We start from the raw sequence: 22,072 nt of genomic DNA on the forward strand, positions 1-22,072 counted from the left end.
AGCAAGGCAGTACATTCCTTTTTCGAGGAGGACTCCTATGGCTACAGGCACAACCGGACCTTTCGATACCCGTGATCGCACCCACGCCATGAGCCAGCTTCTGGCGCAGAACTGGTGGGCCCTGGCGCTTCGCGGCGTCTTCGCGATCATCTTCGCGCTCATCGCCTTCTTCTCGCCCGGAGCCACGCTCCTGTCCCTGGTCTGGGTCTTCGCGGCCTATATGCTGGTCGATGGCGTGGTCGAGATTATCTCCGGCATCAGGGCAGCGTCCGAACACCAGCGTTGGGGCCTCCTCATCCTCGGAGGCATCCTGAACATCCTGGCCGGCGTCATCGCCTTCCTGATGCCGGGGCTGACGGTCCTGTTCTTCGTCACCCTAATGGCGGTGTGGTCGCTGATCACCGGCGTCCTGATGATTGTCGCCGCCTTCAAGCTGAACCCGACCTACGGACGCGGCTGGCTGATCTTCAGCGGCATCGTGTCGGTTCTCTTCGGTATCGCGCTCCTGCTTGCCCCCCTCGTCGGCGCCGTAGTGCTGACCTGGTGGCTCGGGGCTTACGCGATGGTCTTCGGCATCTCGCTTCTCGTTCTCGCCTTCAAGCTCAGGGGCCATAAGGACGAGACCGGCAGCGCGGCGCCGATGGCGGCTTGATCAAAGAAAAAGGGCGCTTCGAGCGCCCTTTTTCGATTGCGATCAGTTGCTCTGCCGGCTCTCGCTCAACAGCGGCGACCATGTCGGGTCCGATGCAAAGGACGGGGTCGGCACGGGCTGCTCGACGCGGCCGGTGATGTCGACCATGTAGAGCTTGCCGCCGGCCTGTCCGCCCGGATCGCGGAAGAACAGGATGTACTGGCCGTTCGGCGCCCAAGTCGGGCTTTCGTTGTGGAAGCCTTCCGTCAGAATGCGCTCGCCCGAGCCGTCCGGCTTCATGATGCCGATGGCGAAGCCGCCCGCGCGCTGCTTGGTGAAGGCGATGTAGTCGCCGCGCGGCGACCAGGCCGGCTGCGAATAGGAGCCGTCGCCGAACGAGATGCGGCGCTGATTTGAGCCGTCCGCGTTCATGGCGTAGATCTGCTGCTTGCCGCCGCGATCGCTCTCGAACACGATCTGGCTGCCGTCCGGCGAGAAGGACGGCGAGGTGTCGATGGCGGCGGTCGAGGTCAGGCGCGTGGTGTTGCGCGAGCTTAAGTCCATCATGAAGATGTTGGCATTGCCGCCCTGCTGCAGGCTCATGACGATGCGCTGTCCGTCCGGCGCGAAGCGCGGCGAGGAGGCCATGTCGGGGAAGTTGCCGAGCACCTGCCGCGTGCCGGTTTCCAGATTGATCACCTGGACGCGCGGCTGCTGGCCTTCGACCTGAGCCGAGTAGGTGATGTCCTGCGTGGCGGGCGAGTAGCGCGGCGTCACGACGGAGGTGTCGCCTTGCGTCAGATAGCGTACGTTCGCACCGTCCTGATCCATGATCGCGAGCTTCTTGCGGCGGTTTTCCTTCGGCCCCGATTCATCGACGAAGACGATGCGCGTGTCGAAGAAGCCGCCGAAGCCTGTCACCTTGGTGTAGACCGCATCGGAAATGATGTGGCCGACGCGGCGCCAGAAATTGGCATCAGTGACATATTGTTGGCCGGTGAGCTGCTGGCCCGACTCGATGTCCCACAGGCGGAATTCCGCACGCAGGCGGCCTGAAGGATCGCGCGAGACGCGGCCCGTCACGAGCGCCTGCGCGCCCGCCATCTTCCAGGCATCGAAGCGCGGCGCGGCGTCAAACGACGGACGCTCCGGGAAACGTGACTTGTCGAGCGGAGCGAAATAGCCGGAGCGCTGCAGGTTGTTGGTGATGATGCCGGACACGCGCTGCCCGAGATCGCCCTCGCCGGAGAAATCGGCCACGGCAATCGGCATCGGCTGGAACTGTCCGCCCGGGCCGACGCGGAACGAAAGCTGCGCCTGCGCGGAGGGCGCAAGCGCCACTATGGGCACGACAACGGCCAGCGCGACAAGAAGACGGGAGAGGAGGCGAGTGATCATTGGCTTATGTCCCAAGCTTTGGGCTTTAAGAGAGAGGAGGATCGAACTGGACGTTCAGGACCTTCCAATCCGCGTAGTAGGGTACGAATTTCGCGGGGATCTCGAACTGGCGGCACTTGCGAATGGCGCGAACGGCCGCATCGGCAACCGCACGATCGGTCGAGCTGCTCCCCGCTTGGAGGATCCTGGGCTCGGTGCTGAGCGATCCGTCCTGATTCAGGCGGATATCGAGAATGGGTGCCGTGACCTGTCCGCCTGAGGCGGCAATCGGCGCGCTGTAGCAACGCTCGATCTGCGAGACCAACAGGCCGATGAGCGCATCGCGCAGGCTCGGCGAGAGTTTCGCGGCCGATCCCGTCGCGGTGCCGAGCGAAGCGGTCTTCTGGACCTCCGCGCCGGTCGCGCCGGTGGACTGGTTCTTTTCCTTGCTGTCGAGGAACTGCTTCAGGTCGCCCATGTCGAGCTTCTTGGCGAGCTGAGCCTCCTTGCGCGCCTTGGCCTCGGCCTCTTCCTTTGCCTTGGCTTCCGCGAGCTTCTTCTCGGCTTCGGCTTTTGCCTTCGCTTCAGCCTCGGCCTTCGCCTTGGCTTTCGCTTCCGCGATCTTCTTGGCTTCGGCTTCCGCCTTGGCTTTCGCCTCCGCTTCGGCTTTCGCCTTGGCCTCGGCCTCGATCTTCGCCTGCTCGGCGGCCTTGGCCTTCTCGATGGCTTCGGCTTCCGCCTTTTCCTGCAGCTTCTTTTCTTCCTCGGCCTTGGCCTCGGCGGCTTTCTCTTCCTGCGAGCGCGTCGGTGGTGCGGGCGGCGGAGGCTGGGCGGCCACCGGCTCTTCCTTCTCGGCGACCTTCATCTCGGCCGGACGCTTCGGGGGAGCGGGTGCATCGCGCTTGTCCTCGCCCGGATCCTTCAGCTCGGTCTTGTCGGCGACGCGCTCGGCGCGGGGCTTGGGCTGCGGTGCCTTGGCGTTCGTCTCACCCTTGGTGATCTGGGAGAGCTGGTTGTCGGTGATGATCTCGACCGGGATGCCTTCCTGCGCCTCGGGGAATTCGGTACCGACCGACAGGCCGATCAGGGCGGCAGCCAACAGCGAGGCGTGCGCGACGCCCGAGACCCAGAAGCCCGGCTCTGAGGTGTTGAATTTCAGCTTCAACGCCACGTGTGTTCGCCCCTTGTCCTCATCCCGCTCAGCGCTGATCGACCTCGGTCACGAGGGCGACGCGCTTGTAGCCCGCAGTGGTCACGATCGACATCACCTGAGCGACCCGCCCGTAATCCACTTTCTTGTCGCCACGCACGAAAATCCGCTCGTCGAAGCCGGACTTCGACACGTCCGCGAGCTTGCCCACGATGGCCTCGTCCACCAGCTCGGTCTCGCCCAGGAACACCTGGCCCGTCGCCTTGATGGAGAGCGTTACCGGCGTCGCATCGGAGTTGAGCGGCGCGGCCTTCGTCTGCGGCAGATCGAGCGGCACGCCGGCCGTCATCATGGGTGCTGCCACCATGAAGATGATGAGCAACACGAGCATGACGTCGATGAACGGCGTCATGTTAATCTCGTTGATCGCGCCAGGCGTGCGGCCGCGCCTGCGTCGCCGTCTTCCGCCTCCTGCCGCTCCTGCCATCATGGCCATGTCGGATCTCCCTTAGGCCGCGTTGGCCGGGTGGTGGCCGGCATGGCCGATGCGCTCGTCCACCTGACGCGACAGGATGGCCGAGAACTCATCGGCGAAGCCCTCGAGCCGCGACTGCAGCTTGCCGACCTCCGATTGCAGCTTGTTGTAGGCGAGCACCGCCGGAATGGCCGCGAACAGGCCGATGGCCGTGGCGAACAGCGCCTCCGCGATGCCGGGAGCCACGACCGCAAGGCTGGTGTTCTTGGAAGCCGCGATGGAGGTGAAGGAATTCATGATGCCGATCACGGTGCCGAAGAGGCCGATATAGGGACCGGCCGAACCGATGGAGGCGAGCACCGTCAGGCGGGCATTGAGCCGCTCCACTTCACGCTGAATGGTGACGTCGAGCACCTTGTCGATGCGCTGCGGCAGTGTCTGGAACGAGCGGCCCGAACCCTCGAAGGAACGCTTCCACTCGCGCATCGCAGCGACGAACACGGCGGCGAGGCCCGTGGCCGGGCGGCTCTGGAGCGAGCGATACAGCTCCTCGAGCGACTGGCCGGACCAGAACACATCCTCGAACCGGTCCATGGCGCGCTTGGTGCGGGCGTAGAGCAGGGTCTTGTCGATGATGATGGCCCAGCACCAGACGGAGGCCGCGAGCAGGCCCAGCATCACGAGCTTGACGATGAAATGGGCCTGCCAGAACAGGCCAAAGAAGGACATGTCGTGGGCCACAGGGACGGCCTGGGCCACATCAGCCGGGTTCATAGTCTGTCGTCCTCGCTCTTCGAGCAGCCTTGGAAGGCGATCCAAGGCCCACCGCAACTGGTTCTAGGAAAATCTGTTCTTGTATTACTGCTCGTTCGCCCCGGAATCTGTCGAAAATAAGGGCGGCAGGCGACAAGACTCGCAATCGTCCCGGACCGTTACCTGTTAAGCACAGAGTAAGGTTAAGGTCTGGTTTAAGTACGGCCGCGCAGAGGCGAATTACCTGAAATTGATATGGAAATTCCGGCTAGTATGCGCTGGAAGCAGGCCTCCTGAGCGCCCTACCCATAGGGCAAGGCACGGTCCTATTGCTCCACCGTCAGCGCCGCCCGCAGCTCGTCAGGGATCCGCACGGCTCGCCCTCCCCTGACGGCGGCGACCATGACATCGGCCGTGACCAGCACCTCGTCGCCGCGCCGGACCTCCTGAGCGAGCGTCATCGATGCCCCGCGCATCTCCTTCGGCCGGGTCACGATGGTCAGCACATCGTCCATGACGGCACCGCCACGGAAGTCGATATTCATCTTGCGGACGACGAAGGCGAGCCCGCCCATATCCGCATGCAAATCCGACTGCGCCACCTCGACCGCCCGCAAAAGCTCCGTGCGCCCGCGCTCCATGAAGCGGAGATAGCTCGCGTGATAGACGCGAGCCGAAAAATCCGTGTCTTCGTAATAGACACGGATGGGGAGCATATGCGCGCCGCCCTGCATGAAGCCGGAGAGATGGGAACCGAGCAGCCCTCTCCCCCCTTGTGGGGGAGAGTTGGAGAGGGGGGTGCTGGCGCTTCGTTCTGAGAGGTTGGCGCTTATACCCCCCTCCCTACCCTCCCCCACAAGGGAGGAGGGAGACTGGTTGCGCTTTTCACTCATCCCTGCCCTCGTTGTTCTCTAAGAACGCTAGATCTTCTACGGTTCATCCAGCCAAGAAGCAGTAAAACCAAAGCCCAGACCAGCTGGATCAAAGCAAAGATTGGTGACAGGAGCACGCTCCAAATAAGCCAGCCGTTATTCGGCTTGGCCCATTTCAAAGAAAGCGGATTCTCGATTAAGACTTGCGCTGTCTCACCAACCAAAGCCGGATCGACTGCAACGACTTTTATCTGAACATTATTCAAGCCAGGATAGAGCCTAAACTGAGGCCGAGAGGCTTCATTCGCTTCATCCCAGGAAACAGGCTTTCCATCGCCCGCATCGGCAATCATGCTTCTTGAAATCAGGTCCGAATAATAGATTGCAGGCTCTGCATTATAGGTGACAGGCCCGCCGAACCACGAGGAAAGAGCGATTTGTACTGGAGCTCCGACCTTTGAAAGGTCGGAGGCATTGGTCCTCCTCGTCTCCTGATCTGGGCAGCACCCATCACGATAGGCCTTATCCGCCACCTTCCTATCGAGCAGCAACTCTAACTCGATAGGATTCGGCATGATCCGCAGAACCTTGATATCGAATTCCCGCCCAGGAACGAGATCAATCTCTGCAGTCGTTGAGCTTGCCTCGATGAACCCGCTGAGGACATACGCCGTGAGCACTATGGTGACGGCGGACCAGATAAGCCACCGTCTCCTTAGTAAGCCTCTTCTTGGTTGAACTGAGCCATCTCCCTCACTCATCCCCATCTCCGTTGAACAGCCCGAACTGCGCCGTGGTCTCGCGGGTTGGCTCCGGGATGCCGAGGTGCTTGAAGGCGTGGGGGGTGAGGATGCGGCCGCGCGGGGTGCGCTGCACGAAGCCCTTCTGGATCAGGTAGGGTTCGATGATGTCCTCGATGGCATCGCGCGGCTCGGAGAGGGCCGCCGCGATGGTCTCGATGCCGACCGGGCCGCCACCGAAGGAATTGGCGATCATCGTGAGATATTTGCGGTCCATCAGGTCGAGGCCGATGGGGTCGACGTCGAGCAGGCGCAACGAGCGGTCCGCGAGGTCGCGGGAGACTGTCTGGACGCCCTCGACGATGGCGAAGTCGCGCACGCGGCGCAGCAGGCGGCCGGCGATACGCGGCGTGCCGCGGGAGCGGCGGGCGATCTCGTTGGCGCCCTCCTCGCTCATGCCCAGTCCCAGCACGCGGGCACCACGGCGCACGATCAGCTCCAGCTCGTCGACGGTGTAGAATTCGAGCCGGATCGGAATGCCGAAGCGGTCGCGCAAGGGCGTGGTGAGCAGGCCCGCGCGGGTGGTCGCCCCGACCAGCGTGAATTTCGGCAGCTCGATCTTCACCGAGCGGGCGGCCGGGCCCTCGCCGATGATGAGGTCGAGCTGATAATCCTCCATGGCGGGATAGAGGATTTCCTCGACGGCAGGATTCAGGCGGTGGATCTCGTCGATGAAGAGCACGTCGCGCTCTTCGAGATTGGTGAGCTGCGCCGCGAGATCGCCCGCCTTGGCGATCACCGGGCCGGAGGTCGAGCGGAAATTGACGCCGAGCTCGCGGGCGACGATCTGGGCAAGCGTGGTCTTGCCGAGGCCCGGCGGGCCGACGAAGAGCACGTGATCAAGGGCATCACCGCGCGCCTTGGCGGCATTGATGAAGATCTGGAGATTGGCCCGCGCGGCCTTCTGGCCCGTAAAATCGTCGAGCGAGAGCGGCCGGATCGACGCATCAACATCGTCCTCACGCTTTTCAGGGCTGATCAGGCGGCGGGTATCGGTCAAAGAGGCTTACCTTCCAGAGGCTTCATATAGGCGATGACGCTCTAATACGCCATTCTTAACAAGATCAAAACAGGAACGCCCATGGGGCGATCAGGTCTTTGTCATTCTCGGCCAGAGCGTAGCGGAGAGGAAGGGAATCCATAGCGCCGCTCATGTGAATGGATCCCCTTCCCTCGCCTCCGGCTCGCCGGGGATGACAGCGGGTTATCGCGCCAACTCTCTCAATCCCAACCGGATCAGCGTCTTGGCCTCGGCCTCGTCGCCGGCCTGCTTCATGGCGGCGGCGACGGCGGCAGAGGCCTGGACCTGCGGATAGCCGAGATTGACCAGTGCCGAGATGGCGTCCGCCACGGGGGCAGGCGCGCTCTTGTCCTCGACCGCGCCAGTGAGGCGGATGAGGGCCGGGTCGATTGCGGCAAAGGCCGGGGCCTTGTCCTTGAGCTCGGAGACGATGCGCTGGGCGAGCTTGGGGCCGACGCCGGGCCCGCGGGCGACGGAGGCCTTGTCACTCGTGGCGATGGCCGTGGCGAGGCTGCCGGGATCGAGCACCGAGAGGATGCCGAGCGCCACCTTGGAGCCCACGCCCTGGACCGACTGGAGCAGGCGGAACCACTCACGCTCCGAATCCGAGCGGAAGCCGAACAGGCGGATCATGTCCTCGCGCACATGGGTCTCGATGGACAGGGTCGCCGCCTCGCCGGTGGGTGGCAGGTTCTGGAGGGTACGGGAGGAGCAATGGACCACATAGCCGACCCCATGCACGTCGAGGATCACGAAATCCTCGCCATAGGAATCGACCGTCCCTTTGAGTTTGCCGATCACGTTCTCATCCCTCCTGTGTCATCCCCGCGAAGGCGGGGATCCATAACCACCGACGGCACTCGATCCTGCGATGCCGGTGGTTATGGATTCCGGGCTCGGCTTCGCCGCCCCGGAATGACAGTCGTTGCGTTGTAACACCCTAAAAGCTCGCCGCCAAAGCGCGGGCCTTGCGGTGGTGGGCGTGGGCGATGGCGATGGCAAGCGCATCGGCCGCGTCGGCTTTCTTGAAGTCGGCCTTGGGCAGCAGGATCTTCACCATGGCCTGGACCTGATCCTTGTCGGCATGGCCGACACCCACCACGGTTTTCTTGACCTGATTGGCGCCATATTCCGCCACCGGCAGGCCATGAAGGGCAGGAACCAGCAGGGACATGGCGCGGGCCTGGCCGAGCTTGAGGGTTGCCTGGGCGTCCTTGTTGACGAAGGTCTCTTCCACGGACACCTCATCGGGCGTCCAGGTCCGGATCACCTCCGTCAGCCGGTCATGGAGCTGCTTGAGGCGTAGCGCCAGCTCAAGGTCGCCGTCCGAGGTCACGACCCCGCAGGCGACGAAAGAGAGCTTCGTCCCCTCGACAGTGATGACGCCCCAGCCGGTGTTGCGCAGGCCGGGATCGAGGCCGAGGATTCGGACGCGTTCGCTCAAAGAATGTTCTCCACCGCCATGACCGCACTTGATCCGGTCATCCACGCCATCAACGGTTAAGAAGACGTGGATGCCCGGGACATGCCCGGGCATGACGCACAGCCAAAATTACCCGGCCATCTTCTGCATGAGAGCTTCGGAGAGCTCGAAATTGCCGTAGACGCTCTGGACGTCGTCGTGCTCCTCGAGAGACTCCATCAGCTTCATGAGCTTCTCGCCGGTCTCGTCGTCGACGGCGACCGGGGTCTGGGGCTTCCAGACGAGCTTGGAGGCCTTCGGCTCGCCGAACTTGTCCTCGAGCGCCTTGGTCACCTCGTTCAGCGAGCCCTGGTCGCAATAGATTTCGTGGCCATTCTCGGAGGAAACCACGTCGTCCGCGCCGGCATCGATGGCCGCCTCCAGCATCGCATCGGCGTCCGCGACATCGGGACCGAGCTCGATATAGCCCACCCGGTCGAACATGAAGGACACGGCGCCGGTCTCGGCGAGGTTGCCGCCGCTCTTGGTGAAGTAGGAGCGGATATCGGAGGCTGTGCGGTTGCGGTTGTCGGTCATGGCCTCGACGATGATGGCGGCACCACCGGGGCCGTAGCCCTCATAGCGGATCTCGTCGTAGTTCTCCGCGTCGCCGCCGGAGGCCTTGTTGATGGCGCGCTGGATGTTGTCCTTGGGCATGTTCTCGGCGCGGGCGGCGAGGATCGCGGCGCGCAGGCGCGGATTCATGTTGGGATCGGGCATGCCCATCTTGGCCGCGACGGTGATTTCGCGGGCGAGCTTGGAAAACACCTTGGATCGCACCGCGTCGACCTTGCCCTTGCGGTGCATGATGTTCTTGAACTGTGAATGTCCGGCCATCGGGGCCTCCGGAAAGTTCGGCCGAGAGCGGCTTGTGGTTCAAGCGCCCATCAGGCCAGAGAAGTTGACGATGGCAGGCTTATAAGGCGGCGAAGGGCTTCAGGCAAAGCCCCTTCCACGAGATCGGGAAAATACCTGCCGCTTCCTAAAACCCGAACCAGGACGGCAGGTTGTGAATGGCCGCCAGGATGAGGTGATAGGAGGCGCCCAGCACCGTGACCGTATAGGCAAGGCCCGCCAGACCGATGAGGTAGCCGACGATCAGGAGATAGCCGTCCTCCTCCATGATGGCGATGGAGGCGATGACCAGCGCGATCGACGGCGGGAAGTTGGTTCCAGGGAACGGGATCAGGACCGAAATCGCCACCAGGAAGGCGAAGAACCCAACCGCCCGATCTCCCAGGGGGCCGAAAAGCGGCAGCAGGCGGGGCCTGCAGAAGCTCTCGAGCTTCTGGAGCTTCGGCTCCGCAATGTCGATGAGGCGCTTGAACTTCGCGGTCGAGACGGTGCGCCGCAGGATGAAGCCGGGCAGCCAGGGCCGCGTGTGACCCAGCATCATCTGGATACCGAAGATCAGCACCGGAGTGCCGACGATACCGGCGATGCCCGGCGGGGCCGGCACGCAGTTCGGCAGGGAAAACAGAATCAGCACGAAGCCGAAAGCGCGCTCGCCGAAGGCCTCGATGATCTCTCGAATGGAGATCGCCTCGCCCTTGGCCTCGTCGATCACGGCGCGCAGGACCGCGGAGGCGCTTTGGTGCGCGTGCGCCCGATGGAACTCGCTTTCCTGGTGATAAATGCCCTTCTTCGGTCTTGCCGTCTCAGTATCCGCGTCCACCGGTTTCCTCCGTGACGGGAGAGATGGGAACGGTTCCGCTCCGCGCCAAGGGAGCGGCACCATGATCCCTTCCCCCTTGCGGGGAGAGGAAGGGGTGGGGGTGGTTCAGCTGGATGAAGGACGAGACCAGCGAGGCGCTGTATTTACGTTGAGAAACCTGAATAGCGTGCGGCGCTCTGACTTTGCGACCCCCACCCTTGATCCCTCCCCGCAAGGGGGAGGGAAGAAGCCGAGGTCAATCCCAGAAGCGAGGCCAGGTTTCCTCCAGGTGAGGCCCGAGCCTCACGGCTGCCACCCGCTTGGCGAGACCCGTGCGATCGTCGGTCTCGATGGCGATGCCGGAAATCGTGCCTTCGCCGAGGCCCGGTTCCAGGCGGGCGCCCGGCGTCTTCTGAAGGAAGCGGCGGATCGCCTCCTCCTTCTGCATGCCGAGCACGGAATCGTAGTCGCCGCACATGCCGGCATCCGACATATAGGCCGTGCCGCCCGGCAGAACCCTATGGTCGGCGGTGGGCACATGGGTATGGGTGCCGACGACGAGGCTCGTCCGCCCGTCGAGATAGTAGCCCATGGCCTCTTTCTCGCTCGTTGCCTCGGCATGCACATCGACGATGATCGCATCGGCGACCTGACCGAGCGGGCAGGTTTCGAGTTCCCGGTCGACGGCGGCAAAAGGATCGTCGAGCGCGTCCATGTAGAGGCGGCCCATGACGTTGACGACGAGCACCCGGTGGCCGGAGCGGGTATCGATGAGGTTGGCGCCGCGTCCCGGCGTTCCGGGCGGGTAGTTCACGGGACGAAGCAGCCTCGGCTGGCGCTCGATGAAGACTAGCGTCTCGCGCTGATCCCAGGAATGGTTGCCGAGCGTGATGGCATCGGCTCCAGCCGCGAGGATCTCGTCACAGATCGCCTCGGTGATGCCGAAGCCACCGGCGGAGTTCTCGCCATTGATGACCACGCAGTCGAGCTGCCAGCGATCGCGCAAGGCCGGAAGACGCTCGATCACCGCATTGCGGCCGGGCCGCCCGACGATGTCGCCGAGGAAGAGAAGACGCATGATGGATCCTTAAGCGGATGTCGTCCGAATGAGTTCGGCTTCGGTGATGATAACGTCGAGGAGCCGGTCATGGGGCTCGACCGGCACTTCGTCGATCTCCTGAACCGCATAAGCCAAGCCGACGGTCAAGACCGGATGCTGTGTTTCCAGCGCCGCGATGGCCCGGTCGAAATGCCCCTTGCCGTAGCCGATGCGCCCTCCCCGGCGGTCGAAGGCGACGAGCGGCACGATCAGCGCCTTGGGAAAGATCTGCGGCGCATCGGGGCCGGGCTCGCGCACGCCGAAGCCGCCTTTGACCAGCACGTCGCCGGGCTGCCATAGGCGCCAGCTCAAATGGGGATGGAGGATCTGGGAGAGGGCGACGTCCTGCCCGCGCGCGACCAACTCTTCCATGAGAAGGCGCGGATCGACCTCGCTGCGGATCGGCCAATAGGCCCCGACGGGGGTGATGCCGTTCAGTTCGGGAAGGTCGAGCGCACGTCCAATAATTCGGTCGGAGGCCTGCTCGCGGAAATCGTCAGCCAGCGCGTCGCGACGCGCGATCATCTCGCGGCGCTGGCGCTCTTTCAGTTCGGGAGAGGGAGGAGATTGCATAGAAGGTGCGGAGCCACAGAAACCGTCGGAGAAGCGATCCCGGGAACCTACAAAGTAGGTGGGCGCCGTGTGTCCCAGTCCACGGACCGGGTCAGGGACAGCTCCCTTCAGGATCGATAAGGCCCCGGGGAATATGAACTCCTAACGCGCCCCGCAGCCCCGCCTTCTCTATGTAGGGAGGATAGGGGCCGGTTGAAAGGGGAAAAGTGAGGACGGGCTGAGATCTTTCGCGCCGCCAGGGATGCCGGCACATCCGTAATATTACGGAATGGCCGTGGCTGCCGAAGCTCCGTCAAATGGCCGTGTGGGGGATGTGCCATCCACCAGGGAGGAGGAATCATGGCCCATCTGAAACAGAACAAAGACGCCGAATTCCGGCGCAGAGACGGCACCGATTCTCCCAGCATCGACGCCATGATGCGAGAAGTGCTGCACATGCTCGGCAACATCGATTTCGAGTATGAAGTGGAACTGGAGCGGGCCGAAAGGAGCAGCTCGGACCCGAGGCTGAAAGACCACGTCAAGCGCCGGATCAGGGCGGCCCATCACGAGCGGCGGGAGCCCTATGTGGAGCTTTTGGCCAAGCTCCGACAGCGTCAATACCGCCTGTCCCATCAGGCCTGACTGGCGATCCTTCGATCCCGAGAGGCCGATTCATCGAGAGCCGATACCCTCTTTGTCATCACCGGCCTTGTGCCGGTGATCTCGATGGATTTGAGCGCAGCGCTCTTCTAGTCGGGATGGCCGGCACAAGGCCGGCCGTGACGATGGAGGGATTGATGGCGGCTAGGTGCAGGATGGCGCTTGTTCGAGCGGAAAGGCGGGCGCCGGTTCCCGAATCGAATCCGGGACGACACGGGGCACGCTAACCCTGCCCTGCCGCGTTCAGGCTGCGCGCCAATTCCTCGATCCGCTCGGCTGCCATCTGGACGCCCTCGGCGAGCCTGGCCTCAATCCGCTCCAGGCGCTCATCCCGGGTGGCGTTGATGCTGTTCAGAGCCGCCACTTCCGCTTCCAGGGCAGCGACCCGCCTTTTCGTCTCATGCAGCTCGTCGGCTTGAGCGATGGCCGCCATCACGTGAAGGCGTAGGTCGCCGATCTCGCCGAAGGAGCCGCGCATGTCCTCGATCCGCGCATCGTAGGACGCAGCCAAGCCCTCGAGATGCCCCTCCTCACCCTCGGCGCAGGCCATGCGGTATGTCTGTCCGGCAATCGTCACCATCACCTGAGGCATGGCCTAGCCCCCCTCCGGCTCGAGCTGGCCGGCCTGGGCGAGCACCGTCTGGACGGCACCGATGGCCTGGCGGACCCTCCGGCCGACATCGTCGGTCGCGGCCTCGAAGCGGTGGAGGCGGGTGAGCGCACCATCGAGCTCCACGGCAAGGCGGGCCCGATCGTCCTGCATGAGCTGGAGCTCGGTTTCCAGGGCGCCGCGCCGCTTCTCGGCCTCCAGGCGACGGGAGACCGATGCCTCGAGAAGCCCCAAGGCCATGTCGAGCCGCTTCATTGCTTCCTCGAGTGTCGGCGCCATCATGCCTCCTGAATCGCCGATACACTAGCGCATCGTGCGGAAAAGTGGATCCGGTTTTCCGGGCTACACGATGCGCCGCTTAGGGATCGATGCCCAGCATTTCCCGGCGCAGTGGACACCGGTTCACCGCCAAAAATACGATAAATACCCGAACGCGCAGGCTGCGCCAAACAACGCTTCGTAAGGGGATTTGACCCCGTGAAGCCTTTGACTCGCCCCTGTCGCGTGTTAAGGAGCCCACGCCTTTTCCAGACAGACCGCCCCGTTGCGGGGCCCTCAAGACTTGTGGATCTCGCCGTGCAAGATACCGTCTCCGCCGATCGCGTCACCCATTCCGATCTGGCGAACGCCGTGCGCGTCCTCGCCATGGACGCCGTCGAACAAGCCAAATCCGGCCATCCGGGCCTGCCCATGGGCGCCGCCGACATGGCAACGGTGCTGTTCACCAAGTTCCTGAAATACGACACCGCCGACCCGACCTGGCCTGACCGCGACCGGTTCATTCTCTCGGCCGGTCACGGCTCGATGCTGCTCTACTCGCTCCTGCACCTGACGGGTGTGAAGGGCATGACCATCGACGAGCTGAAGAACTTCCGCAAGCTCGACTCGAAGACCCCGGGCCATCCTGAGAACTTCATGACGCCGGGTGTCGAGACCACCACCGGTCCGCTCGGCCAGGGCATCGCCACCGCCGTGGGCTTCGCGCTCGCCGAGCGCATGCTGAACGCCGAGTACGGCGACGATCTCGTCAACCATTACACCTATGTGCTCGCCTCCGACGGCGACCTGATGGAAGGCATCAGCCACGAGGCCATCGCGCTTGCCGGCCACCTGAAACTCAACCGGATGATCGTACTGTTCGACGACAACGGCATCTCCATCGACGGTCCCCTGTCGCTCTCCGACTCGGTCGATCAGGTGAAGCGCTTCCAGGCCTGCGGCTGGAATGCGGTGCGCGTCGACGGCCACGACCCGCAGGCGATCCAGCGCGCCATTTCCCGCGCCCAGAAGTCGGACAAGCCGACCCTGATCGCCTGCAAGACGACCATCGGCTACGGTGCTCCGAAGAAGGCCGGCACCTCCAAGGCCCATGGCGAGCCGCTCGGCGCCGAAGAGCTCGCAGGCGCCAAGGCGGCGCTCCGCTGGAACCACGCGCCCTTCGAGATTCCGGACAATATCCGCGACGCCTGGGCGAAGGCCGGTAAGAAGGGCCGTCGCCTGCGCAAGGCCTGGGAAGATCGCCTGAAGGCGCTTGCGCCTGAGAAGCGCGCCGAGTTCGAGCGTCGCGTGAAGGGCGTGCGTCCGCAGGGGCTGGCAGATGCGGTCGCCAAGCTGAAGGACAAGCTCGTCGCCGAGCCGCAGAATGTCGCCACCCGTAAAGCCAGCGAGATCGCGCTCGAGGTCATCACCGAGGCCGTGCCTGAGCTGGTGCTGGGCTCGGCCGACCTGACGCCTTCCAACAACACCAAGACCAAGAACCTGACCGCGATCTCGCCCGGCAACTATGCCGGCCGCTACATCCATTACGGCATCCGCGAGCACGGCATGGCGGCCGCCATGAACGGCATCGCGCTGCATGGCGGCTACGTGCCGGCTGGCGCGACCTTCCTGGTCTTCACGGACTATGCCCGTCCCGCCATGCGCATCGCGGCGCTTGCCGGCATCCCGGCGATCTACGTGATGACCCACGACTCGATCGGTCTCGGCGAGGACGGTCCGACCCACCAGCCGGTGGAGCATCTGGCCGCCCTTCGCTCCATGCCGAAGATGCGTGTGTTCCGCCCGGCGGACGCCATCGAGACGGCGGAAGCCTGGCAGCTAGCTCTTGAGCGCACCGACGGCCCGTCGACGCTCGCGCTCACCCGCCAGAACCTGCCGCAGGTTCGGAAAGAGGGCGGCGCGAAAAACCTCTCGGCCACGGGTGCCTACGAGCTCTCCCCCGCCAGCGGCAAAGCCCGCGCGACCATCTTCGCGTCGGGCTCCGAGGTCGAGATCGCGCTCGCGGCCCAGAAGCTGCTGGAAGAGCAGAGCTTCCCGGTTCGCGTCGTGTCGGTGCCTTCGCTCGACCTCTTCCTGGCTCAGCCCGAGAAGGTCCGCCAGCAGATCATCGGCGATGCGCCGGTCAAGGTGGCCGTCGAGGCGGCCGTGCGGTTCGGCTGGGATTCGGTCATCGGCCCCGACGGTATTTTCGTGGGCATGCATGGGTTTGGGGCGAGCGCGCCCTACAAGGACCTTTACAAGCACTTCGGCATCACGGCCGAAGCCGTGGCTGAAAAGGTTCTTCGGACACACAATCTCTGAGGCACGAGAAACGTTTAAGCCTCGTTACACAAGGGAGCTAAGACTATGACGGTGAAGGTCGCGATCAACGGGTTCGGTCGCATCGGACGCAACATCCTCCGCGCCATCGTGGAGAGCGGCCGCAAGGACATCGAGGTGGTTGCCATCAACGATCTCGGCCCTGTCGAGACGAATGCCCACCTGCTCCGCTTCGATTCCGTCCATGGTCGCTTCCCGGCCGAGGTTGCGGTCGACGGCGAGTTCCTCGTCATCAACGGCAAGAAGATCCGCGTGACGGCGATCAAGGATCCGGCAGCCCTGCCGCACCGCGAACTCGGCGTCGACATCGCCATGGAATGCACCGGCATCTTCACCTCGAAGGAGAAGGCCTCGGCCCACCTCACCGCCGGCGCCAAGCGCGTCATTATCTCGGCTCCGGCCGAAGGCGCCGATCTCACGGTCGTCTACGGCGTCAACCACGACAAGCTGACGAAGGATCACGTCGTCATCTCGAACGCTTCCTGCACCACGAACTGCCTCGCTCCGGTGGCGAAGGTGCTTCATGACGCGGTCGGCATCGAGAAGGGCTTCATGACGACGATCCACTCGTACACGAACGACCAGCCGACGCTGGATCAGATGCACAAGGACCTCTACCGCGCCCGCGCGGCGGCCCTGAACATGATCCCGACCTCGACCGGCGCCGCCAAGGCAGTGGGCCTCGTCCTGCCCGACCTCAACGGCAAGCTCGACGGCTCGTCGATCCGCGTGCCGACCCCGAACGTCTCCGTGGTCGACTTCAAGTTCGTCGCCAAGAAGGCGACGACGAAGGAGGAGATCAACGCGGCGATCAAGCGCGCGGCCGAGCAGGAGCTGAAGGGCATCCTAGGCACCACGGACCAGCCGAACGTCTCCTCGGACTTCAACCACGATCCGCACTCCTCCGTGTTCCACCTGGATCAGACCAAGGTGATGGAAGGCAACTTCGTGCGCGTGCTGTCCTGGTACGACAACGAATGGGGCTTCTCGAACCGCATGGCGGACACCGCCGTCGCCATGGCGAAGCTCATCTAAGCTTCAATGTCGGACGAGCGCATCGCGAAACTCGAGAGCACCATGGAGGAGATCAAGACCTCCATGGCCTCGATCGAGATGCGCTTGGGACTGATCGAGGGATCGCTCGCCGAGACGAAAAGCCGTCTCTACCGGCTTCCAAGCGGCTGGCGGCTCCTCGGCGTTATCCTTGCTGCAACCCTCGTCACATGGGGCATCTGCACCATAATGGCCTTTGCTTTTGTGATCGCCGTCGAGGGGGATATGAGATGAGGTTTTTCAAAGCATGACCGCCTTCCGCACGCTCGACCAGGCAGAGGTCAAGGGAAAACGCGTTCTCGTCCGGGTGGACCTCAATGTCCCGATGGAGAATGGCCGGATCACGGACGCGACGCGCATCGAGCGCGTGCTTCCCACCATCCGGGAGATCGCGGACAAGGGCGGAAAGGTGATCCTTCTCGCCCATTTCGGGCGCCCGAAGGGACGCGACCCGAAGGAATCCCTGAAGCCCGTCGCGGAAGCGGTCTCGAAGCATCTCCACAAGCAAGTGGCCTTCGCCGATGACTGCATCGGCGAGGCCGCAACGAAGGCTGTCGGCTCTCTGAGGGAAGGCGAAGTCCTGCTCCTCGAGAACACCCGCTTCCATGCGGGCGAGGAGAAGAACGATCCGGCCTTCGTGCAGGATCTGGCGAAGCTCGGCGATCTTTATGTCAACGACGCGTTCTCGGCGGCGCATCGCGCTCATGCCTCGACAGAGGGTCTCGCCCGCGTGCTGCCCGCTTATGCCGGCCGCACCATGCAGGCGGAACTCGACGCCCTGACCAAGGGTCTCGAAGCGCCCAAGCGTCCGGTCGTCGCCATCGTCGGCGGCGCCAAGGTCTCGACCAAGATCGACCTGCTCGAAAACCTCGTCACCAAGGTCGATGCCCTCGTCATCGGCGGCGGCATGGCCAACACCTTCGTGCACGCGACGGGCCTCGGTATCGGCAAATCGCTGGCCGAGAAGGATCTGGCGGCGACCGCCATGCGCATCATCGACAAGGCACGCCAGTCGAACTGCGCCATCATCCTGCCCGTCGACGGCGTCTGCGCCTACGAGTTCAAGGCGGGCGCCCACAACCACACCTATGGTATCGATGCGATCCCCGAGGATCAGATGATCCTGGATGTTGGCTCGCAATCGGTCGAGCGTATCTCGTCTGCGATCAACGACGCCGCGACGCTCGTCTGGAACGGCCCGCTCGGCGCCTTCGAGATCGCGCCCTTCGACCAGGGCACGGTCGCGGCGGCCCGCCATGCGGCCCAGCGCACCAGGGAAGGCAAGCTCGTCTCCGTCGCCGGCGGCGGCGATACGGTCGCGGCCCTCAACCACGCTGGCGTTGCGGACGACTTTACCTATGTATCGACGGCAGGCGGCGCTTTCCTCGAATGGCTCGAAGGCAAGTCGCTGCCCGGCGTGGACGCGCTGAGGGCCTGAACGATCGCTCTCGGGCAAGGGAATTAACCCTCCCTCGCAAGAGTAACGCGGTTCGCGGCTCGCTTAAGCTCAGGTTCAGTTTCGGCGCGCTTAAAACAGCCGCCCAATAAGGAGGACGAAATGGCACGCATCACCATGAGGCAGCTTCTGGATCACGCAGCCGAGCAAGGCTATGGCGTGCCTGCCTTCAACATCAACAACATGGAGCAGGCGCTCGCGATCATGGCGGCGGCCAACGAGGTCGATGCGCCGGTGATCATCCAGGCGAGCCGCGGTGCGCGCTCCTACGCCAACGACGTCATGCTCAAGCACATGATGGATGCAGTGACCGAGATCTATCCGCATATCCCGGTCTGCGTGCATCTCGATCACGGCAACGAGCCCGCCACCTGCATGACCGCAATCCAGGCCGGCTTCACCTCGGTGATGATGGACGGCTCGCTCAAGGCCGACGGCAAGACCCCGGGTGACTGGGACTACAATGTCGGCGTGACCAAGAAGGTGGTCGAGATGGCCCATCTCGGCGGCATCTCGGTGGAAGGCGAGCTCGGCGTGCTCGGCTCGCTGGAGAGCGGCACGGGCGAGGCCGAGGACGGCCACGGCGCCGAGGGCCAGCTCTCGCACGACCAGCTGCTGACGAATCCCGACGAGGCGGTGAAGTTCGTGGCCGAGACCAAGGTCGACGCGCTCGCCATCGCCATGGGCACGTCGCACGGCGCCTACAAGTTCACCCGCAAGCCGGACGGCGCGATCCTCGCGATGAATGTGATCGAGGAGATTCACAAGAAGCTCCCGAACACCCACCTCGTGATGCACGGCTCCTCCTCGGTGCCGCAGGACCTGCAGGACATCATCAACCAGTATGGCGGCCAGATGAAGCCGACCTGGGGCGTGCCGGTGGAAGAGATCCAGCGCGGCATCAAGCACGGCGTGCGCAAGATCAACATCGACACCGACAACCGCATGGCGATGACCGGCCAGATCCGCAAGATTCTGACCGAGAACCCGGGCGAGTTCGATCCGCGCAAATATCTGAAGCCTGCCATGGAGGCGATGACGAAGCTCTGCAAGCAGCGCCTGCAGGAATTCAACACCGCCGGCCAGGCCTCGAAGATCAAGCGCGTCTTCACGCTGGCCGAGATGGCCAAGCGCTACGCCTCCGGCGAGCTCGACCCGACCATTGCTTCGAGCCGTCAGGCGGCGGAGTAATCGGCCGGGCTTTCGCCTTAATCATGATCGACAAGCGGGGCCTCGCAAGATGGCCCCGTTTTCGTTATGGGAACGCTGTCTGTCCTTTTTCGTGACCTTAAAGCCCCATGGCCGATACTGCTGCCCGCCTCTATCTCATCACTCCCGTCCTGGAGGATGCCTCCTTCGCGCCGCGTCTCGCGCAAGCCTGCGGGACAGGCACTGTTGCGGCCGTCCTGCTGCGACTGGCGCCTGCTGATGAGCGAAGTCTCATCAATCTGGTGAAGACCCTGGCCCCCGCCGCGCAGGAGCATGGGGCAGCCGTGATCGTTGCAGCCGAGGGCAAGGCTGATCTCGCAAACGTCGCTGCCCGGGGCGGCGCGGACGGCGTTCATATTCCGGCCGATCCGACCCGCGTGCGCGAGCTGCGCGATCGGCTGAAGTCAGAGCGCGCCATCGGCGTCGGCGCGATCCGCACCAAGGATGACGCCATGACCTTAGGGGAAGCCGGGGTCGATTATCTGCTCTTCGGCGAGCCGCGTCCCGACGGTTCCCTCCCCCCCCTGGAGAGCGTGGTGGAGCGGGCCTCCTGGTGGGCCGAGATCTTCGAGACGCCCTGCGTCGCCTATGCCCCGAGCCTCGATGCGGTCGAGACCCTGGCCGCCACGAATGCGGAATTCGTCGCGCTTGGCGATGCAGTCTGGAATCATGCGGACGGCCCCACCGCCGCCGTGAAGGCCGCAGCGGAGATCCTGGAGCGGCAGGAGGCATCGCGCTGATGCGGCTCCCCTGGATCATCGGCGGCGCTCTTCTCGTGGCAGCCGCGACGTCAAGTCATGCGGCGGAACCCGATCTCGCCTATGGCGCCTATCAGCGCGGCCTCTACCAGACGGCCTTCCGCGAGGCGAACCTGCGGCTGGAAAAGAACAGCAACGATGCCGCCGCCATGACCCTCTTAGGGGAGCTCTACAATCAGGGCCTCGGCATCACGATGGACCCGAAGAAGGCGTCCGAGTGGTATCGTCTCGCGGCGCAGCGCGGCGACGCCAATGCATTGGCCTCGCTCGGTCTCATGGCTCTCGACGGACGCGGCATGGCCAAGAACCCGGCGCAGGGCCGGGCCTGGCTCGAACAGGCCGCCGCGAAGGGCAGCCCCCTGGCCTCCCACAACCTCGCCCTGCTGCTGCTGACCAGCGGCAACGATGCGGATCTGCAGAAGGCCGTCGAGCTGTTGAAGAAGGCCGCGGCAGCGGAAATCCCGGACGCGCAGCATGCGCTCGGCGTGCTCTATCTCAAGGGCCGGGGCGTCACCCAGAATGCGCAGGAGGCCGCCCGCCTGTTCGAGCGCGCGGCCCGCAACGGCAGCTCGATCGGCGAGGTGGAATACGCGATCCTGCTCTTCAACGGGGACGGGGTACCGGCCAGTGAGTCCCAGGCGGCGCGCTATTTCCGCCGCGCCGCCGCCAAGGGCAACGCCATCGCCCAGAACCGCCTCGCCCGCCTCCTGGTCGCCGGCCGCGGCGTGCCTGCCAACAAGATCGATGCGGCCGCCTGGCATATCCTGGCGGCGGCACAGGGTCTGGCCGATCCCTGGCTCGACGACGCGCTCAAAGACCTGAGCGCCGAGGACCGCAAGCGCGTCGAAAAGCTGGCGGCGGAACGCTTGGGGATGCGCTGAGCGCGCTAAATACTGCAAACATAGGATCATTCGCACGGTTGCTCGGTTGATCCACCGCTTGACGCCAACCTTCGCGTGGTCCATCGACCACACGTCTCTTTGAAAACCGCTCTTTGCCAGGACCTGCCCGATGATCCGTTCGCCCCTCATGACCGTCATGACCGATGCCGTGATGAAGGCCTCGCGCTCGCTGAAGCGCGATTTCGGTGAGGTCGAGAACCTGCAGGTCTCCCGCAAGGGCCCGGGCGATTTCGTGTCCGCCGCCGACCGCAAGGCGGAGAAGATCCTGCGCGAGGCGCTCGAAAAGGCCCGTCCCGGCTATGGCTTCGTCATGGAAGAGCAAGGCGTCGTCGAGGGCACCGATCCAAGCCATCGCTGGCATATCGACCCGCTCGACGGCACCACCAACTTCCTGCATGGCCTGCCGCAATTCGCGATTTCCGTCGGCCTGGAGCGCGACGGCCAGATCGTCGCCGGCGTGATCTACGATCCGGCCAAGGACGAACTCTTCATCGCCGAGCGCGGCAAAGGCGCCTATCTCAACAATCGCCGCATCCGCGTGGCCGCCCGCAGCGATCTCGCCGACGCGGTGGTGGCCAACGGCCTGCCCCATATCGGCAAGGGCGATCACGGTCTGTACCTGCGCGAGGCAGCCGCCGTCATGGCCTATGTGGGCGGCATGCGCCGCTGGGGCGCGGCCTCCCTCGATCTCGCCTATGTGGCCTGCGGACGCTTCGACGCCTATTGGGAGCGGGGCCTCAATTCCTGGGATATCGCCGCCGGCATCCTGATGATCCGCGAAGCGGGCGGCTTCGTCTCGGATGCCGACGGCGGCAGTGACCCGCTCGCCAAGGGGACGATCGCCTGCGGCAACGAGATCATGCACCGCGAGCTGCTCAAGCTCCTGAAGAAAGCCAAGGCCTGATATTTCTGTTCGTGCCCGTCGAAGGGGACCATGGTCGCGCTTGATCCTTCGGACGGGCGCGGTCACATTGGTG

At 64.2% G+C, this 22,072-nt stretch carries 25 protein-coding genes and 1 other RNA gene; 10 read left to right on the forward strand and 16 right to left on the reverse strand.

The window, feature by feature from the left end:
* Positions 1 to 37: 37 nt before the first annotated feature.
* Positions 38 to 652, forward strand: coding sequence for an HdeD family acid-resistance protein (locus tag JO965_RS22125; protein WP_203441128.1), 615 nt, complete (start codon positions 38 to 40; stop codon positions 650 to 652).
* A 42-nt stretch (positions 653 to 694) separates the two neighbouring features.
* Here the strand turns inward: JO965_RS22125 and tolB are convergent, their stop codons facing one another.
* The 14 genes from tolB to ssrS all read right to left on the reverse strand — a co-directional run bounded on the left by tolB (position 695) and on the right by ssrS (position 12,030).
* Complete coding sequence (tolB, locus tag JO965_RS22130; RefSeq protein WP_203441129.1) at positions 695 to 2,029, reverse strand: Tol-Pal system beta propeller repeat protein TolB; 1,335 nt, start codon at positions 2,027 to 2,029, stop codon at positions 695 to 697.
* 25 nt (positions 2,030 to 2,054) lie between these two features.
* Positions 2,055 to 3,173 (reverse strand): cell envelope integrity protein TolA, encoded by a 1,119-nt coding sequence (gene tolA / locus JO965_RS22135; RefSeq protein WP_203444308.1) that lies wholly within the window; start codon positions 3,171 to 3,173, stop codon positions 2,055 to 2,057.
* A gap of 34 nt (positions 3,174 to 3,207) precedes the next feature.
* Positions 3,208 to 3,654, reverse strand: coding sequence for a biopolymer transporter ExbD (locus JO965_RS22140; RefSeq protein WP_203441130.1), 447 nt, complete (start codon positions 3,652 to 3,654; stop codon positions 3,208 to 3,210).
* A gap of 12 nt (positions 3,655 to 3,666) precedes the next feature.
* A complete protein-coding gene (gene tolQ / locus JO965_RS22145) occupies positions 3,667 to 4,407 on the reverse strand; it encodes a protein TolQ (protein WP_203441131.1) in 741 nt (246 codons plus the stop codon).
* Positions 4,408 to 4,712: 305 nt separating this feature from the next.
* Positions 4,713 to 5,102, reverse strand: a complete 390-nt coding sequence (gene ybgC / locus JO965_RS22150; protein WP_246776649.1) for a tol-pal system-associated acyl-CoA thioesterase — start codon at positions 5,100 to 5,102, stop codon at positions 4,713 to 4,715.
* Positions 5,103 to 5,275: 173 nt separating this feature from the next.
* Positions 5,276 to 6,019: a hypothetical protein gene (locus JO965_RS22155; protein WP_203441132.1), complete on the reverse strand. Its 744-nt coding sequence runs from the start codon at positions 6,017 to 6,019 to the stop codon at positions 5,276 to 5,278.
* Entirely contained in the window at positions 6,012 to 7,058 is a 1,047-nt protein-coding gene (gene ruvB / locus JO965_RS22160) for a Holliday junction branch migration DNA helicase RuvB (RefSeq protein ID WP_203441133.1), read from the reverse strand. The genes JO965_RS22155 and ruvB overlap by 8 nt, the downstream gene beginning before the upstream one ends.
* A gap of 204 nt (positions 7,059 to 7,262) precedes the next feature.
* Positions 7,263 to 7,880 carry a Holliday junction branch migration protein RuvA gene (gene ruvA / locus JO965_RS22165; protein WP_203441134.1) on the reverse strand — a complete coding sequence of 206 codons (618 nt, stop codon included), beginning with the start codon at positions 7,878 to 7,880 and terminating at the stop codon, positions 7,263 to 7,265.
* 139 nt (positions 7,881 to 8,019) lie between these two features.
* The gene (gene ruvC, locus JO965_RS22170) at positions 8,020 to 8,523 is read right to left on the reverse strand and encodes a crossover junction endodeoxyribonuclease RuvC (RefSeq protein ID WP_203441135.1); all 504 of its coding nucleotides are present in this window, start codon (positions 8,521 to 8,523) and stop codon (positions 8,020 to 8,022) included.
* A 108-nt stretch (positions 8,524 to 8,631) separates the two neighbouring features.
* Positions 8,632 to 9,378, reverse strand: coding sequence for a YebC/PmpR family DNA-binding transcriptional regulator (locus JO965_RS22175; protein ID WP_203441136.1), 747 nt, complete (start codon positions 9,376 to 9,378; stop codon positions 8,632 to 8,634).
* A 145-nt stretch (positions 9,379 to 9,523) separates the two neighbouring features.
* Positions 9,524 to 10,216, reverse strand: coding sequence for an exopolysaccharide biosynthesis protein (locus JO965_RS22180; protein WP_203441137.1), 693 nt, complete (start codon positions 10,214 to 10,216; stop codon positions 9,524 to 9,526).
* A gap of 235 nt (positions 10,217 to 10,451) precedes the next feature.
* Positions 10,452 to 11,273 (reverse strand): TIGR00282 family metallophosphoesterase, encoded by an 822-nt coding sequence (locus tag JO965_RS22185; protein ID WP_203441138.1) that lies wholly within the window; start codon positions 11,271 to 11,273, stop codon positions 10,452 to 10,454.
* Between the two features lie 9 nt (positions 11,274 to 11,282).
* A complete protein-coding gene (locus tag JO965_RS22190) occupies positions 11,283 to 11,867 on the reverse strand; it encodes a 5-formyltetrahydrofolate cyclo-ligase (RefSeq protein ID WP_203441139.1) in 585 nt (194 codons plus the stop codon).
* A gap of 6 nt (positions 11,868 to 11,873) precedes the next feature.
* Positions 11,874 to 12,030, reverse strand: a non-coding RNA gene (ssrS, locus tag JO965_RS22195) — 6S RNA.
* Between the two features lie 176 nt (positions 12,031 to 12,206).
* Between ssrS and JO965_RS22200 the strand changes: the two genes are divergently transcribed.
* The gene (locus JO965_RS22200; protein ID WP_203441140.1) at positions 12,207 to 12,491 is read left to right on the forward strand and encodes a hypothetical protein; all 285 of its coding nucleotides are present in this window, start codon (positions 12,207 to 12,209) and stop codon (positions 12,489 to 12,491) included.
* Between the two features lie 241 nt (positions 12,492 to 12,732).
* On the opposite strand, the gene JO965_RS22205 is transcribed toward JO965_RS22200, so the two are convergent.
* Entirely contained in the window at positions 12,733 to 13,101 is a 369-nt protein-coding gene (locus JO965_RS22205; protein WP_203441141.1) for a cell division protein ZapA, read from the reverse strand.
* A 3-nt stretch (positions 13,102 to 13,104) separates the two neighbouring features.
* The gene (locus tag JO965_RS22210; protein WP_371826813.1) at positions 13,105 to 13,401 is read right to left on the reverse strand and encodes a DUF4164 domain-containing protein; all 297 of its coding nucleotides are present in this window, start codon (positions 13,399 to 13,401) and stop codon (positions 13,105 to 13,107) included.
* 363 nt (positions 13,402 to 13,764) lie between these two features.
* Here JO965_RS22210 and tkt point away from each other — a divergent pair, with 363 nt between their 5' ends.
* The 8 genes from tkt to JO965_RS22250 all read left to right on the forward strand — a co-directional run bounded on the left by tkt (position 13,765) and on the right by JO965_RS22250 (position 21,999).
* Positions 13,765 to 15,699, forward strand: a complete 1,935-nt coding sequence (tkt, locus tag JO965_RS22215) for a transketolase (RefSeq protein ID WP_246776917.1) — start codon at positions 13,765 to 13,767, stop codon at positions 15,697 to 15,699.
* A 45-nt stretch (positions 15,700 to 15,744) separates the two neighbouring features.
* A complete protein-coding gene (gene gap, locus JO965_RS22220; protein WP_203441143.1) occupies positions 15,745 to 16,752 on the forward strand; it encodes a type I glyceraldehyde-3-phosphate dehydrogenase in 1,008 nt (335 codons plus the stop codon).
* Positions 16,753 to 16,758: 6 nt separating this feature from the next.
* A complete protein-coding gene (locus JO965_RS22225) occupies positions 16,759 to 17,004 on the forward strand; it encodes a hypothetical protein (RefSeq protein ID WP_203441144.1) in 246 nt (81 codons plus the stop codon).
* Between the two features lie 13 nt (positions 17,005 to 17,017).
* Positions 17,018 to 18,208, forward strand: a complete 1,191-nt coding sequence (gene pgk, locus JO965_RS22230; protein ID WP_203441145.1) for a phosphoglycerate kinase — start codon at positions 17,018 to 17,020, stop codon at positions 18,206 to 18,208.
* Between the two features lie 120 nt (positions 18,209 to 18,328).
* Positions 18,329 to 19,417, forward strand: a complete 1,089-nt coding sequence (fba, locus tag JO965_RS22235; RefSeq protein WP_203441146.1) for a class II fructose-bisphosphate aldolase — start codon at positions 18,329 to 18,331, stop codon at positions 19,415 to 19,417.
* 107 nt (positions 19,418 to 19,524) lie between these two features.
* Entirely contained in the window at positions 19,525 to 20,175 is a 651-nt protein-coding gene (locus JO965_RS22240; protein ID WP_203441147.1) for a thiamine phosphate synthase, read from the forward strand.
* Entirely contained in the window at positions 20,175 to 21,074 is a 900-nt protein-coding gene (locus JO965_RS22245) for a tetratricopeptide repeat protein (RefSeq protein ID WP_203441148.1), read from the forward strand. Before JO965_RS22240 ends, JO965_RS22245 begins: the two co-directional genes overlap by 1 nt.
* A gap of 130 nt (positions 21,075 to 21,204) precedes the next feature.
* Positions 21,205 to 21,999: an inositol monophosphatase family protein gene (locus JO965_RS22250; RefSeq protein ID WP_203441149.1), complete on the forward strand. Its 795-nt coding sequence runs from the start codon at positions 21,205 to 21,207 to the stop codon at positions 21,997 to 21,999.
* The last annotated feature ends 73 nt before the right edge of the window (positions 22,000 to 22,072 follow it).

The organism is Microvirga sp. VF16 (assembly GCF_016864375.1).
In the GTDB taxonomy this organism is placed as follows: Bacteria; Pseudomonadota; Alphaproteobacteria; order Rhizobiales; family Beijerinckiaceae; genus Microvirga.

Bases quoted from the DNA above. Each gene is read 5' to 3' on its own strand.
- JO965_RS22185 (WP_203441138.1), bottom strand. From the start codon at position 11,273: ATGCGTCTTCTCTTCCTCGGCGACATCGTCGGGCGGCCCGGCCGCAAT.
- JO965_RS22175 (WP_203441136.1), bottom strand. From the start codon at position 9,378: ATGGCCGGACATTCACAGTTCAAGAACATCATGCACCGCAAGGGCAAG.
- JO965_RS22205 (WP_203441141.1), bottom strand. From the start codon at position 13,101: ATGCCTCAGGTGATGGTGACGATTGCCGGACAGACATACCGCATGGCC.
- tkt (WP_246776917.1), top strand. From the start codon at position 13,765: ATGGACGCCGTCGAACAAGCCAAATCCGGCCATCCGGGCCTGCCCATG.
- JO965_RS22250 (WP_203441149.1), top strand. From the start codon at position 21,205: ATGATCCGTTCGCCCCTCATGACCGTCATGACCGATGCCGTGATGAAG.
- JO965_RS22240 (WP_203441147.1), top strand. From the start codon at position 19,525: ATGGCCGATACTGCTGCCCGCCTCTATCTCATCACTCCCGTCCTGGAG.
- JO965_RS22155 (WP_203441132.1), bottom strand. From the start codon at position 6,019: ATGAGTGAGGGAGATGGCTCAGTTCAACCAAGAAGAGGCTTACTAAGG.
- ybgC (WP_246776649.1), bottom strand. From the start codon at position 5,102: ATGCTCCCCATCCGTGTCTATTACGAAGACACGGATTTTTCGGCTCGC.
- JO965_RS22210 (WP_371826813.1), bottom strand. From the start codon at position 13,401: ATGATGGCGCCGACACTCGAGGAAGCAATGAAGCGGCTCGACATGGCC.
- pgk (WP_203441145.1), top strand. From the start codon at position 17,018: ATGACCGCCTTCCGCACGCTCGACCAGGCAGAGGTCAAGGGAAAACGC.
- fba (WP_203441146.1), top strand. From the start codon at position 18,329: ATGGCACGCATCACCATGAGGCAGCTTCTGGATCACGCAGCCGAGCAA.
- JO965_RS22140 (WP_203441130.1), bottom strand. From the start codon at position 3,654: ATGGCCATGATGGCAGGAGCGGCAGGAGGCGGAAGACGGCGACGCAGG.
- JO965_RS22245 (WP_203441148.1), top strand. From the start codon at position 20,175: ATGCGGCTCCCCTGGATCATCGGCGGCGCTCTTCTCGTGGCAGCCGCG.
- gap (WP_203441143.1), top strand. From the start codon at position 15,745: ATGACGGTGAAGGTCGCGATCAACGGGTTCGGTCGCATCGGACGCAAC.
- tolB (WP_203441129.1), bottom strand. From the start codon at position 2,029: ATGATCACTCGCCTCCTCTCCCGTCTTCTTGTCGCGCTGGCCGTTGTC.
- JO965_RS22225 (WP_203441144.1), top strand. From the start codon at position 16,759: ATGTCGGACGAGCGCATCGCGAAACTCGAGAGCACCATGGAGGAGATC.
- JO965_RS22200 (WP_203441140.1), top strand. From the start codon at position 12,207: ATGGCCCATCTGAAACAGAACAAAGACGCCGAATTCCGGCGCAGAGAC.
- tolQ (WP_203441131.1), bottom strand. From the start codon at position 4,407: ATGAACCCGGCTGATGTGGCCCAGGCCGTCCCTGTGGCCCACGACATG.
- JO965_RS22125 (WP_203441128.1), top strand. From the start codon at position 38: ATGGCTACAGGCACAACCGGACCTTTCGATACCCGTGATCGCACCCAC.
- JO965_RS22190 (WP_203441139.1), bottom strand. From the start codon at position 11,867: ATGCAATCTCCTCCCTCTCCCGAACTGAAAGAGCGCCAGCGCCGCGAG.